The 12803-nt window shown below is 35.8% G+C and carries 13 protein-coding genes; 7 read left to right on the top strand and 6 right to left on the bottom strand.

What is annotated here, in order from left to right; all coding sequences use genetic code 11:
• Nucleotides 1-274 precede the first annotated feature (274 nt).
• A complete protein-coding gene (locus LV89_RS20175; protein ID WP_109744733.1) occupies nucleotides 275-1153 on the bottom strand; it encodes a helix-turn-helix domain-containing protein in 879 nt (292 codons plus the stop codon).
• Nucleotides 1154-1305: 152 nt separating this feature from the next.
• On the opposite strand from LV89_RS20175, the gene pcaH reads away from it, so the two are divergent.
• The 5 genes from pcaH to LV89_RS20150 all read left to right on the top strand — a co-directional run bounded on the left by pcaH (nucleotide 1306) and on the right by LV89_RS20150 (nucleotide 6335).
• Complete coding sequence (gene pcaH / locus LV89_RS20170) at nucleotides 1306-2013, top strand: protocatechuate 3,4-dioxygenase subunit beta (RefSeq protein WP_109744732.1); 708 nt, start codon at nucleotides 1306-1308, stop codon at nucleotides 2011-2013.
• 79 nt (nucleotides 2014-2092) lie between these two features.
• A complete protein-coding gene (pcaG, locus tag LV89_RS20165) occupies nucleotides 2093-2632 on the top strand; it encodes a protocatechuate 3,4-dioxygenase subunit alpha (RefSeq protein ID WP_109744731.1) in 540 nt (179 codons plus the stop codon).
• A complete protein-coding gene (pcaB, locus tag LV89_RS20160; protein WP_109744730.1) occupies nucleotides 2629-3951 on the top strand; it encodes a 3-carboxy-cis,cis-muconate cycloisomerase in 1323 nt (440 codons plus the stop codon). Before pcaG ends, pcaB begins: the two co-directional genes overlap by 4 nt.
• Nucleotides 3952-4015: 64 nt before the next feature.
• Nucleotides 4016-5152, top strand: a complete 1137-nt coding sequence (gene pcaDC / locus LV89_RS20155; RefSeq protein WP_109744729.1) for a bifunctional 3-oxoadipate enol-lactonase/4-carboxymuconolactone decarboxylase PcaDC — start codon at nucleotides 4016-4018, stop codon at nucleotides 5150-5152.
• Nucleotides 5153-5156: 4 nt separating this feature from the next.
• The gene (locus tag LV89_RS20150) at nucleotides 5157-6335 is read left to right on the top strand and encodes a 4-hydroxybenzoate 3-monooxygenase (protein WP_109744728.1); all 1179 of its coding nucleotides are present in this window, start codon (nucleotides 5157-5159) and stop codon (nucleotides 6333-6335) included.
• 1 nt (nucleotide 6336) lies between these two features.
• Here the strand turns inward: LV89_RS20150 and LV89_RS20145 are convergent, their stop codons facing one another.
• Nucleotides 6337-6723, bottom strand: coding sequence for an HNH endonuclease (locus LV89_RS20145; RefSeq protein ID WP_109744727.1), 387 nt, complete (start codon nucleotides 6721-6723; stop codon nucleotides 6337-6339).
• Complete coding sequence (locus LV89_RS20140) at nucleotides 6720-6959, bottom strand: hypothetical protein (RefSeq protein WP_109744726.1); 240 nt, start codon at nucleotides 6957-6959, stop codon at nucleotides 6720-6722. Before LV89_RS20140 ends, LV89_RS20145 begins: the two co-directional genes overlap by 4 nt.
• A 53-nt stretch (nucleotides 6960-7012) precedes the next feature.
• Between LV89_RS20140 and LV89_RS20135 the strand changes: the two genes are divergently transcribed.
• Together LV89_RS20135 and pcaF are read left to right on the top strand one after the other, a co-directional pair.
• Nucleotides 7013-8359, top strand: coding sequence for a 3-oxoacid CoA-transferase (locus LV89_RS20135; RefSeq protein ID WP_109744725.1), 1347 nt, complete (start codon nucleotides 7013-7015; stop codon nucleotides 8357-8359).
• A gap of 87 nt (nucleotides 8360-8446) precedes the next feature.
• Complete coding sequence (gene pcaF / locus LV89_RS20130) at nucleotides 8447-9655, top strand: 3-oxoadipyl-CoA thiolase (protein WP_109744724.1); 1209 nt, start codon at nucleotides 8447-8449, stop codon at nucleotides 9653-9655.
• A 209-nt stretch (nucleotides 9656-9864) separates the two neighbouring features.
• On the opposite strand, the gene LV89_RS20125 is transcribed toward pcaF, so the two are convergent.
• The 3 genes from LV89_RS20125 to LV89_RS20115 form a co-directional block, all read right to left on the bottom strand.
• The gene (locus LV89_RS20125) at nucleotides 9865-10563 is read right to left on the bottom strand and encodes a hypothetical protein (RefSeq protein WP_109744723.1); all 699 of its coding nucleotides are present in this window, start codon (nucleotides 10561-10563) and stop codon (nucleotides 9865-9867) included.
• A 107-nt stretch (nucleotides 10564-10670) separates the two neighbouring features.
• The gene (locus tag LV89_RS20120; protein WP_109744722.1) at nucleotides 10671-11873 is read right to left on the bottom strand and encodes a hypothetical protein; all 1203 of its coding nucleotides are present in this window, start codon (nucleotides 11871-11873) and stop codon (nucleotides 10671-10673) included.
• Nucleotides 11874-11965: 92 nt separating this feature from the next.
• Nucleotides 11966-12502, bottom strand: a complete 537-nt coding sequence (locus LV89_RS20115) for an RNA polymerase sigma factor (RefSeq protein ID WP_109744721.1) — start codon at nucleotides 12500-12502, stop codon at nucleotides 11966-11968.
• Nucleotides 12503-12803 lie beyond the last annotated feature (301 nt).

The following is a 12803-nucleotide window of genomic DNA, read 5'->3' as shown; positions in this document are numbered from 1 at the left end:
AAATTCAATTTTAATCATTTAAAAGTCCAATACTTGTTTCTTGAGTTTTTGATAAGAAAAAGTTATTATGAAATTGGAGAGGAAGATTTAGATTTTGAAGTTGATTATAACTAATGCAGTCAGGGGTCAAACCTGACAGCGTTCACAAAAACTACTAAATAGGATTTCTAATTCTACTAAATAGATAGCCGATTAAAATTCAAATTTATCAAGTATTTAGGGTTATTTTACGAAGACCAATCCACCAATAACTAATTTCCAGTAACCAAATTCATTACTTATTACTATTCCGAAATTCACTCGGTGATAAACCCGTTTGCTTTTTGAAAAGTCGGGTGAAATAGGCGGGGTCTTTAAAATCTAAAAAATAAGAAATCTCAGCGATGGAATGAGATGTGTTTAAAAGATATTTTTTCGCTTCATTTACCAAATATTCATGTACAATTTGTAAGGCTGATTTTTGTACCAACGATTGACAAATTCTATTAAGATGCACCGCCGTAATATTCAGTTCTTGGGCGTAATCGTTGATAGATTTTGACTCATGAAGCGACTGTTTTACACTTTTTTGGAAAGCCTGAAAATACCCAATCGTTCTATTGTCCGACTTTGAAATTTGATTGTCATTTTGCAAACTCAAACGATACAGATTCACAAAAAAGAGTTGGAAAAAAGCTCGTAATGAAATTTGTTTCTCAAGATTTTCTGTTTGCAATTCTTCTTCAATTTTGTTCTTCAAATACTGCATTTCTTCAAAACTTTTGAGGTTTGTCTCGAAAGAAAAGTTCTTCAAATTATTTAAACCCAAAGTCACGTGAGGGGAATTTTTAAAGATATTTTCAAGAAAAGATTCTGAAAAAGTAAGCACATCGCCACAGATATTTGACTGAAACACAAAACCATGTAAAGTATTGGCAGGAATCATTAAAATGGAAGGCGTATTTAAGGCAATTTTCTTGTTTTCAGAAATCAATAAACCTTCGCCCGAAGAGAAAATGAAAATCTGAATTAAATCGGTGTGAAGGTGTTCGGTAATTTCCCAATCATACACTTTACTTCTCAATTCTAAGGCTTCGAGGTGGATAAATTCGGGTAGGGGCGATGACTGATTATCCCCATATAAACCTTTAAAATTGAGCAAATTATTATTCATGAATGTTTCAATAATGCAAATTCTGGTATTATTTCAATTCAAATATTGATTAAATGTTTGAATTGTGCAATTTTTATTTCAATTTATCCAACAAGAACCTTTTACAACCTTATACATTTGCATAGAATTCAAACCAAATAATTATTGAATCAATGAGCGATATAATTTATAATCTTTTTGATAGAGAAGTTCATCCTCCGTATTTAGCACCCGAATATAAATCGACTATTTTACGGTCGCCAACCAAGCCTTTGGTGCTTTTAAAACAGTCATTATCAGAACTTTCTGGGCCTGTTTTTGGTGATTTTAATTTAGGCGAATTTGACCATGATTTAACCAAAAATTCAATCGTAAACGGTCAGCCTTTGGGCGAAAGAATTGTTGTTCATGGTAAAGTAATGAACGAAAACGGTCGCCCGATTCCGAATACTTTAATCGAAATTTGGCAAGCTAATTCATGCGGGCGTTATGTGCATAAAGTTGACCAACATGATGCTCCGCTCGACCCTAACTTCTTGGGTGCGGGGCGTTGCATGACGGATTCGGAAGGAAATTATAAATTTTATACCATCAAACCGGGGGCGTATCCTTGGGGAAATCACCCTAATGCTTGGCGACCAAACCACATTCACTTTTCTTTGTTTGGGGCAAATATTACCAATCGTTTGGTGACGCAAATGTATTTTCCGGGTGACCCACTTTTACAATACGACCCAATTTATTTGGCTGTTCCACCCAAAGGACGTGATTTGTTAATTTCTCAATTCGACTTATCAATTACCGAACCCAATTTTGCCTTAGGTTATCGTTTCGATTTTGTATTGAGAGGAAACAACGCAACACCATTTGAAAAACAATAGTTTAGAATGACGAATTACGATTTATGAATGAAAATTAAAAATAATTCAAAACTCGTAATTCGTAAATCGTAATTCCAAAATGAAACAGACTCCATCTCAAACCGTAGGTCCATATTTCGCTTATAGCCTTACGCCTGAGCAATATTTATATAATTTCAAAAGTTTAGTGGGTAACATAATGGTTAATCCAACTGAACATCCAGAGGCAATAACCATTGTTGGGAAAGTCTTTGATGGTGAGAATAATGTCATTCCTGATGCCATGATTGAGATTTGGCAAAATGATGGTGAAAATCAACTTTTTGGCAGATTCGGAACAGGAACTGACTCGCAAAGTAGATTCATTTTTCATACTATCAAACCCAAGTCGGTGAATGGACAAGCTCCGTATTTATCGGTAATAATTTTCATGCGTGGGCAGCTAATTCATTCATATTCAAGGATTTATTTTTCTGACGAAGTAGCACTTAATGAAAAAGACGAAGTTTTAAATTCTGTTGAAAAAGAAAGACGGAAAACGTTGATTGCTCAGAAAAATGGGGCAAGCGGTTCGTCGTCAGGATACGAGTTTAATATTTATATGCAGGGCGAAAACGAAACAGTCTTTTTTGAAATATGAGCTTATACTCCGAAATATTCTATTCTAACGAAATCAACGAACTGTTTTCTGATAAGAATGTAGTGGCTACAATGCTACAATTTGAAGCCGTTTTAGCGGTTTCTCAAGCTAAGGAGGGAATTATTCCTGACTCGGCTGCTGAGATAATTGAGCAATGTTGTCATACTGATTTTATCGACTTTGAACGACTAAAGTCTGATATAAAATTGAGTGGAAACGCAGCCATTCCGTTGGTAAAACAATTGACGGGAATAGTTAAAAAGAAAGACGTTGAAGCGGCTAAATACGTACATTTAGGAGCAACCAGTCAAGACGTGGTGGACACGGCTACGGTTTTGCAAATCAAAGGTTTTATTGATTGGTTGGAGGAAAGAATAGGGCTTTTAGAACATCATTTGATAGCCATTACACAAAAGCATCGCAATACTTTTATGATTGGAAGAACGCTTTTACAACAAGCAAAACCAATCACTTTTGGCTTAAAAACGGCTTTATGGTTAGAGGGTATTGTTCGTTCAAAAGCAAGAATTGAAGAAGTTAAAAAACGAGTTTTAATGCTTCAATTATCAGGAGCAGTTGGTAGTCAGAATCAGCAAATAAGCCCAAGAGTAAAAGATATTTTTGCGGTGATTCTGGATGTAGAAACGGCAAATTCTTGGCATACCAATCGGGATAATTTAGCTGAGTTTGCGGCTGTTTTAGGAATTTTGAATGGAAGTTTGGGTAAAATTGCCAAAGACATTACATTATTAATGCAGACGGAAGTAGGTGAGGTGTTTGAAGGTGCCGCAGCAGGAAAAGGGGGGTCAAGTACGATGCCCCATAAACGAAATCCAGTTACATCAACGGCAATTTTGGCAAATGCTAATCGAGTACCGCATTTGGTAGCAACGATGCTTACTGGAATGACACAGGAACATGAGCGTTCGGCAGGACTTTGGCATTCGGAATGGGAAGTTTTGACCGATATTATGCAACTCACCGCAGGAACATTAGAGCGTAGCATTGAATTAATAGAAGGTTTGGAAGTAGAGGAAAACCGAATGTTACAAAACCTCGAAATCACGAAAGGTTTGATTTATGCCGAAAACGTTTCTCTGGCTTTAGCTTCAAAAATTGGGAAATCAGCGGCTCATGAATTGGTAGAAAATGCCTGTAAATCAGCCGTTTCGGAACGTAAACATTTGAAAGAAAAACTGATAGAATTATCCGTTGATTTATCCGAAAACGAATTAGACGAACTCTTCAAACCTGAAAATTCAATTGGTTTGAGTTTGGAAATTATTGATTCAATATTGGCAATAGGCTCTAAGCAATAGGCTTTAGGCATAAGTTTCAGAAAGTAAAAGCATATAACATATAGCGTACCGCTTAAAGCATAAGATGCAAACAAACTATAAAATTCAGGGAACACCCAACAGCCCAGTATTAGTTTTTTCTAACTCTTTGGGTTCTGAAATGATGATGTGGGACGAAGTAATTCCATATTTACTTCCTTATTTCAGAGTTTTACAATACGATACTCGTGGACACGGTGGAAGCGTAGAACATGGCGTTGATTCTCCTTATACGATTGCAATTTTAGGTCAAGATGTCATTGATTTATTAGACCAACTCAATATTCAAGAAGCCTATTTTTGTGGACTTTCTATGGGTGGATTAATCGGGCAATGGTTGGGTTTGAACTATCCAAATCGTATCAAAAAACTCATTGTGTGCAATACGGGAGCAAAAATTGGGAATGATGAAAGATGGAACGGAAGAATCACAACGCTAAAAGCAAACGGAATGCAAGCTATTGTGGACGACACAATAGAAAGATGGTTTACCGAAGATTTTAGAGTGAAAAATCCTCAACGAGTAGCCCAAACGCACGCCATGTTTTTGCGAAGTAATGTAACAGGATATTGCAATTGTTGTGCGGCTATTCGTGATGCAGATTTTAGAGAAGAATTACAAAAAGTGTCCGTTGAAACCTTAGTAATTACAGGCGATGAAGACCCCGTAACTAATGTAGAACAAGCCGAATTTATTGCCAATGAAATTCCCGCTTCTCATCTTAGAGTTCTTCATGCACGGCACTTATCGGCTACCGAATTACCGAAAGAATTTGCAGAAACTATCATTGAATTTATTGCAGGGCAAACCGTTTTTGAAAAAGGAATGCACGTTAGACGTACCGTTTTAGGCAATGCTCATGTCGATAAAGCTACGGCAACTATTAATAATTTTAATGCTGATTTTCAGGAATTTATCTCAAAATATGCTTGGGGGGAAATCTGGACTCGTCCCGAATTAGCCAAGCGAGAAAAGAGCTTAATAACGATGGCAATGCTCATTGCATTGAACCGTCCAGCAGAGTTTAAAATGCACGTAAAAGCTGCCTTTAATAATGGTGTAACTGTTGCCGAAATTAAAGAAGTAATTATGCAATCAGCCATATATTGTGGCTTGCCTGCTGCCAATGATGCTTTTCATTTGGCACTGGATGTTTTCAAAGAATTATCTATAAATTATTAGCAAGATGAATCAAATTAAAACCAAAGTCGGTATCATCGGAGCAGGACCTTCTGGGCTTACGCTGGCACTTTCGTTGCATAAAAACGGCATTGAATCAGTCATTATCGAAAATAGAAGCAGAGAATATATTGAAAATCGTGTGCGTGCAGGTTTGTTGGAGCATAACACCGTAGAGGTTTTCGATAGCCTTAATGTTTCAGATAGATTACATCAAGAAGGATTAGTACATCATGGATGTTATATTAACTATAATGGTGTAAGTCAACGGATTGATTTTCAAAAGCATACGCAAAAAGAAGTGACTATTTATGGTCAGCAAGAAGTAGTGAAAGATTTAGTAAAAGCGTGTTTAGAACGCAATATATCTATCATTTTTGAAGCTGAAGCTACTAAAATTACCGACTTAGAAACCTCCAACCCGAATATCTATTTTACTCAAAATGGAGAAGAAAATGTATTGACTTGTGACTTTGTAGGCGGTTGTGATGGCTTTCATGGATTGGCTCGTAAAACCCTTCCCAAAGACTCTTACAAAGAATATAAAATCGAATACCCTTTCAGTTGGTTAGGAATTTTAGCGTATGCAAAACCCGCTTACGACGAACTAATTTATGCCTATCATTCAAACGGTTTTGCGTTGGCAAGTTTGCGTTCAGAGAAAATTGTACGTTTGTATTTGCAAGTTTCCAACGATGATTCGATTGACAATTGGTCGGATGAAATGATTTGGGATGAACTCGAAAATCGCCTTGAAATGAAACTCAATCGTGGTGAAATCTTTGAAAAAGGCATCACGCCCATGCGTAGTTTCATGATTGATAATATGCAATTTGGACGCTTATTTTTAGCAGGAGATTCAGCTCATATTGTGCCACCAACTGGGGCAAAAGGCTTGAATTTGGCGGTTGCCGATATTCATAATTTAGCCAATGGATTGGTCGATTTTTATCAATCAGGAAGTGAAGAAGGACTAAATAATTATACTAAAAAGTGTTTGGCAAGAGTTTGGAGAGTGCAAGATTTCTCAAACTTTATGACTTATCTCTGTCATAAACAAACAGAAGAAGGAAGTTTTGAAAGCCTGTTACAAAAATCAAAATTTGATTATTTGACTATTTCTGAAGCATATCAAAAAACGATAGCAGAGAATTATGTGGGACTGCCTTTTGAGGTGTTTGGATAGATTAGACGTTACGTTCCATGATTTTCTCTACTGTGTTCATTTTCAATAGTTTAATGGTTTCTTCGCCAATTGATGTCAGTGGATAAATAACTCCATAAGCTAATTCAAAATGTTCATTCCAGTTATCTAAACGTGGATTAAATAAACGAATAAATTCCATATTTGGCAAAAGCATTGTGCCAATATCACTTCCTTTATTATTATTACAAGAAAAACAACTATATGCTAAGTTCTCTAATTCAGTTTTTCCACCATGTTTAAGACTAATGATATGGTCAATTTGATGAGGAATATAATTGACATCATCTTCTAAATGACAGTATTCACAACATTGAGTCGCTCTTTTAATCACAAAACTCCTATGAAGTTCAGAAATATATCTGCTCATACAAGTAATGTTTTTTTAGCTCTTTTTTTAGCCATAATAATAATATGATTAATTAGCATGAATTTATTCATTTCTTCTACTTCATCATCATTTAAAAAAGATGTTTGCTTTTTATACAGTAAATCTTCTACCCTTTTTTGAATAGATTCGGGTGCTTTGTATGCCAAAACATCTTCGGGTTTCGGAAATGAAGTGATGAAGTTAATAACCTCATCAATAGGACGATAAGTAACCATGATGCTGCTTTTTTTACTAAATTATTGAAATTAAATCAAAAACACAATCTTTAATGAAACAAGTTCCGATTATAGATTTAGAAACCGCCGCCAAAATGGTGAAAGATGGCGACACCTTGCTACAAGGTGGTTTTGGTATGACAGGAAACCCCGTTCACTTAATGCACGCATTGGCTGAAATCGGTACAAAAAACTTAACTTTTATTGGCAATAATACAGGAGAAGCAGGACTTGGCGGAGGGCGTTTATTAAGAAATGGACAACTCAAAAAGATGATTGGTTCATTTTTTACGTCCAATCCAGATGCCGTAAAAGCAGCTCAAAGTGGACAAGTAGAATATGAACTTCTCCCACAAGGAACCCTTGCAGAGGCGATTCGTGCGGGTGGTGCTGGTATTGGTGGATTTTACACGCCAACATCAGCAGGAACGTTAATTGCACAAGGTCGTGAAACCAAAATTATTGATGGTGAAGAGCAAGTTTTTATTAAAGGAATTCGTGGAAATGTAGCTTTTATTCGTGCTTGGAGAGCCGATACCGCAGGAAATTTACAATACCGAATGACCGAAAATAATTTCAATAAAGCAATGGCAACCGCTGCCGACTTAGTTATTGCCGAAGTGGAAGAAATTGTACCCGTTGGCGAAATAGCTCCCGAATTTATCCATACACAAGGTTGTTTTGTAGATTATTTAGTCGAAGCCAAAATCACGCTTGAAGATTTAGGTTCGTCAGCTTCTGTTTCATCTTCCAAAAAAGTAGATGAAAATAGGATGAACATGGCAAAACGTGCTTTGCAAGAATTACAAAAAGGAGATGTTGTGAATTTAGGAATCGGTATTCCAACCTTAGTTGCTGATTTAATTACTGAAGAACACGGTATTATTTTACATACAGAAAACGGAATGTTGGGTGTTGGTCCAGTCCCAACCGATGGAGGAGGAGCAATGGATTATCCCGTAAATGCAGGTAAAATTCCCGTAACAGCTTTGAAAGGAAGTAGCTATTTTGATAGTGCGGATTCTTTCGCTATGATTCGTGGAAAACACATCGATGTTGCCATTATGGGCGGTTTGGAGTGTGACGAATCTGCCAATTTAGCCAATTGGGCAGTACCTAATAAACCGCTTTTGGGCGTTGGGGGTGCAATGGATTTAGCCAAAGGGGCAAAGCGTTTAATCATCACTATGACGCACACAAATCCAGATGGTTCTGCTAAAATTGTGCCTTCTTGTGTATTGCCACTAACTGCCGCAGGCGTTGTTGATTTAATCATCACAGATTTAGCCGTTTTTGCTTATCCAGCAGGGAAATTGACACTAATTGAGTTGATGCCGAATGCGATTTTGGAAGACGTAAGAGCGAAAACGAGTGCCAATTTTATTGAGAAATTAGGGTAGTGTGTATTGCAAATTTGGAATAAAAATTAACTGTCGACAAACTTCCCGAAAGTTCTAAAACTTTCGGGAAGTTAATACAAGAAATCAATGAATCAATCATATATCATAGATGCCGTCAGAACGCCCATTGGTAGTTTTGGAGGAAGTTTATCAACTGTCAGAGCTGATGATTTAGCGGCTTTGACCATCAAAGAATTAGTCAAAAGAAACCCGAATATCCCCGTAGAAATGATTGATGAAGTCATTTTAGGCAATCATAATCAGGCGGGAGAAGACAACCGTAATGTAGCTCGTATGGCAACATTATTAGCGGGTTTGCCGTATTCTGTGCCTGCTCAAACGGTCAATCGCCTTTGTGCTTCGGGAATGTCGGCGGTTGTTGATGCGTCTCGAAGTATTCAAGTGGGTGATGCCGAAATCATGATTGCGGGAGGAATGGAACACATGACCCGTAGTCCTTGGGTAATTTCTAAAACTTCAAAACCATTCGGGAACGACGCTCAAATGTTTGATTCAAGTTTTGGTTGGCGTTTTATCAACCCCTTAATGCAAAAAATGTATGGAACAGATGCGATGGGAATGACTGCTGAAAACTTGGTTGAAATGTATAATATCAGCCGAGAAGACCAAGATTTATTTGCGTATAATTCACAACAAAAAGCTGCAAAAGCACAACAATCAGGTAGATTTTCCGAAGAAATAATTGGTGTAGAAATTTCTCCGAAAAAAGGAGAAACAATTGTTTTTAATAAAGATGAATTTGTAAAACCAAGTTCAACACTCGAAAAATTAGCAACTTTAAAACCTGCTTTCAAAAAAGAAGGAGGGAGTGTAACCGCTGGAAATGCCGCAGGATTAAATGACGGTTCAGCAGCCATGTTTTTAGCTTCAGAAAATGCTATTAAAACTTATAATTTAGCACCAAAAGCAAGAATTGTATCTTCGGCAATAGTAGGAGTAGAGCCTCGCATTATGGGAATTGGACCCGTTGGTGCATCTCAAAAAGCACTCAAAAAAGCAGGTTTAACCCTTGATGATATGGATATTATTGAGTTTAACGAAGCCTTCGCAGCTCAATGCTTAGCCGTTACTCGCAATTTAGGAATTGCTGATAATGACCCAAGAGTGAATCCAAACGGTGGGGCAATTGCTTTAGGGCATCCACTCGGAATGTCAGGTACTCGCATTATTCAAACCGCAAGTATTGAACTACAAAAACAAAACAAAAAATACGCTTTAATTTCAATGTGTATTGGCGTAGGAATGGGCTATGCCGTTATTATTGAGCGAGTTTAAATCAGTAAAAAATAACGGACTTATATACTTATTGACGCAAATTTAGCTTGCGTCAATAAGTATATAAGTCCGAAAAATAATGAAAAAGGGTTTGAAATGTTAAATAATATTTCAAACCCTTTTTACGTTTTCTACAAAAAATAAACGTCGTGGAGAATCTCTACGACGTTTACAAAACACTTAAACTCTATATTATTAAAACTTGATTTTTACTTCTTGTTTTTTCCAAATTGATAAGCTAATCCCACTCTCAATGCAACCCCTCCGTTCGATGTGGAATTATCAAAAGGTAATTGATAAGAAACTTCTCCAATAGCAAGTAATTTCTTAGCAAGTACATAATTTAAGCCAGTTCTTGCATACGCAAATCCTTGAACTCCTCTACGATTAAAATCATTATCAAATGGTCTTGAACCTCCACGTCTATCATCATCAAAACGCCCGAATCCATATCCATCTCTTCCAATACCCGCACCTGCTCCAAAAAACGGTTGCAATCTTCTACTTTTAAATGGCATCCAATTAATTCCTAAAGAAGATTGACCTCTTGAAAATGTAGTATTGTTGATTCTATTTCCTTGAAAATCAGCTACTAATGAAATTCTGTTTGAAAAGCCATATTCAATTCTAAGCCCAATTGTTCCTCCAACATTATCATTACTTGAATTATCAAATGCAATTACGCTTCCTCCCATCGCACCAATTCTGAAAAAAGCAGGTTTTAATGGATTAAATGGCGTATGTTTTTTAGATGAATCCTTTAATATTTTTCTTTCTAACACAGTTCCAAAAATCGGTTCTGGCTTATCCTCTTTTTTATTTTCTTTGACTTCTTGAGCTTGCGTATTGAACAAAACACTAAGCAATACAATGCCAGTCAAGGTCTTTTTTAGACTTGAAATATTCATTTTGTTGACTTTATGGTTAATGATTAGATATTTAAGAATTGAGAATCTTAAAAAGGCAAAGCCTTAAATAAACTTTTGAGATTGAATATGACTAATAAATATAGAATTTAATTGCCAAAACGATAACTTAATCCAACTTGTCCTCCCAAAACAGTTGTAGCATTGAAAATTGGATTTGTTTCATGCAAAAACTGAGATTGGAAGTATAATTCTCCACTGGCTACTAACTTTTTTGTCAAGAAAATATTTGCACCTGCGTTTAAACCCAATAAGTGCATTGTTGATTCTTGCTGAAATATTTTGCGAGGCTTCAAATAATCCTCGAACTCATAATCGCCAAAACCTTGTGTTGGAATTTGGATATTCCAACTTGTTCCAAAATATGGGCGGATTTTATCACTGAATAATAAATTGTATCTTAATCCTAACCCTATTTTATAGGATGAAAAACAAACATTTACTTTCTCTAATCTTGGATTACTTCCATTGGGTTTAGGGTTTGTTTTTGGTGGAAGTCCTAACTTATCAATATCCTCTTTTTTGTCAATATCAAAAGAGGTATTACTTTGTTGATAATCCAAGACAATTCCCCAACGTTCTTGCCCTTTCTTATTGTGATACCCCAGAACAGTTTTTCCTCCAAAAGTATTACCACTACCATTAAAAAAATCACCCATTGGTAATTGTAAACCACCCACAAGCCCTACACTAACAGATTTTGGAATTAACGAAAAATGATTTTCTTCTACAACCGAGTCTTCCGGAAAACTCTCACCTTTGTATTTAGAAAAGTCATTTGTTATGCCAATATTTGTTTTACTTAAAATTGGACTTTTTCCTGACAATTGATGAATGTCAACAAACTTTTCTCTTTCTGTAATTATTTGATTCTCAGTAGAGTTATCTCCATATTTTTCGTAATAAATATTGTTTTGATTATTGGTTAGTTCTGGATTTTGAGAAGTATTCTCATGGACTATCTGTCTAATAATTACCTGTTTATAAATCGTATCATGTATAATTATTTTTTGTGGACTAATCTCAGACTTATTTCGCTGTTGTTGATAAGCACTTACCAGTCTGTTTTCCAGTGTTTTGACTTGTTCTCGTGTTCTATTTAATTGATAATATAAAACACTTGATACCGCCAGCATGATTCCTCCTATGGCAGGCAACGCCCACATCAATTTTTTTAGTTGGCGTTTAAGGTCATGTCGTTCCAATTGTCCCTCCAACGCCCGCCAATCATTGTTGGCAAAGTTGGGGAGTTTTGAACTATATAAATTGTCAAAATCTTCTTGCTCCTCCATTTTAAGAGATATTTGAAATGTTGTGCATTGTCACTGTGATTTAATATTGAACCTGCTTAAACACGTTCATTTTTATTAATAACGTAAAACGCTCAATCTTCACTATATAAAATTAATTCTTGTAATTTTTTTCTTGCTTTGTGTAAATTAGAGAGGGATGTCCCAACAGTAATGTTTAACATCTCTGCAATTTCTTTATGTTCATATCCTTCAATGACGTGTAAATTAAACACTGTTCTATATGCAGGAGATAATTGCTGAATCAAATGCCCAATTTCTTCTACCGAAAACTTACCAAACAAATCCAATTCAAAACCTACATCTTGAGCCTCCAATAATTCAGCAGTAGGTACATTTTGATGAGACTTCCTTAGATGGTTGATGCAAGTATTAATCAGAATTCTTTTAAACCAACTCACAAAGGGGTACTCGGGTTTATATTGGTCAATATTAGTAAATACTTTCATAAAGCCATCATTCAATAATTCTCTGGACGTATCAATATCAGCTACATATCGTAAACATACCGACAGCCCAAAACGGTAAAAGCCTTCATAAAGCTCCCGCTGTGCATTTCGGTCGTTCTTACGACATTTTTTTAGAGTTTGTATTAATTGTTCAGTACCCATCTATACAAGATTACACGTTTTTTTTTTATGCTATTGCTTGTAAGATGAAAAAAAAAGATTTTTTTTAGAAATTATGTTGAATAAGTACAAAGCCACCTGGAAACAGTTCGTTTGAACACTTTTTTGTTTTTAAAATAGTTGAATTAATTTTATTGTGAAATTGTTTTTAAATTATTGATATTTAGGGGTTTATGTATATTTTTTTTGATTATATTCAATATTGAAGCCAATTTCCTTGCTATATTTTAAAGTTTCTGTGCTTTGGTACTTGAATAAAAGATTCTCAGCCGTTTTGTAAGCA

This window comes from Arcicella aurantiaca (assembly GCF_003148625.1).
Lineage (GTDB): Bacteria > Bacteroidota > Bacteroidia > Cytophagales > Spirosomataceae > Arcicella > Arcicella aurantiaca.
Note: the sequence above shows the minus strand (reverse complement) of the source record. Positions and strands in the feature narration are given on the sequence as shown.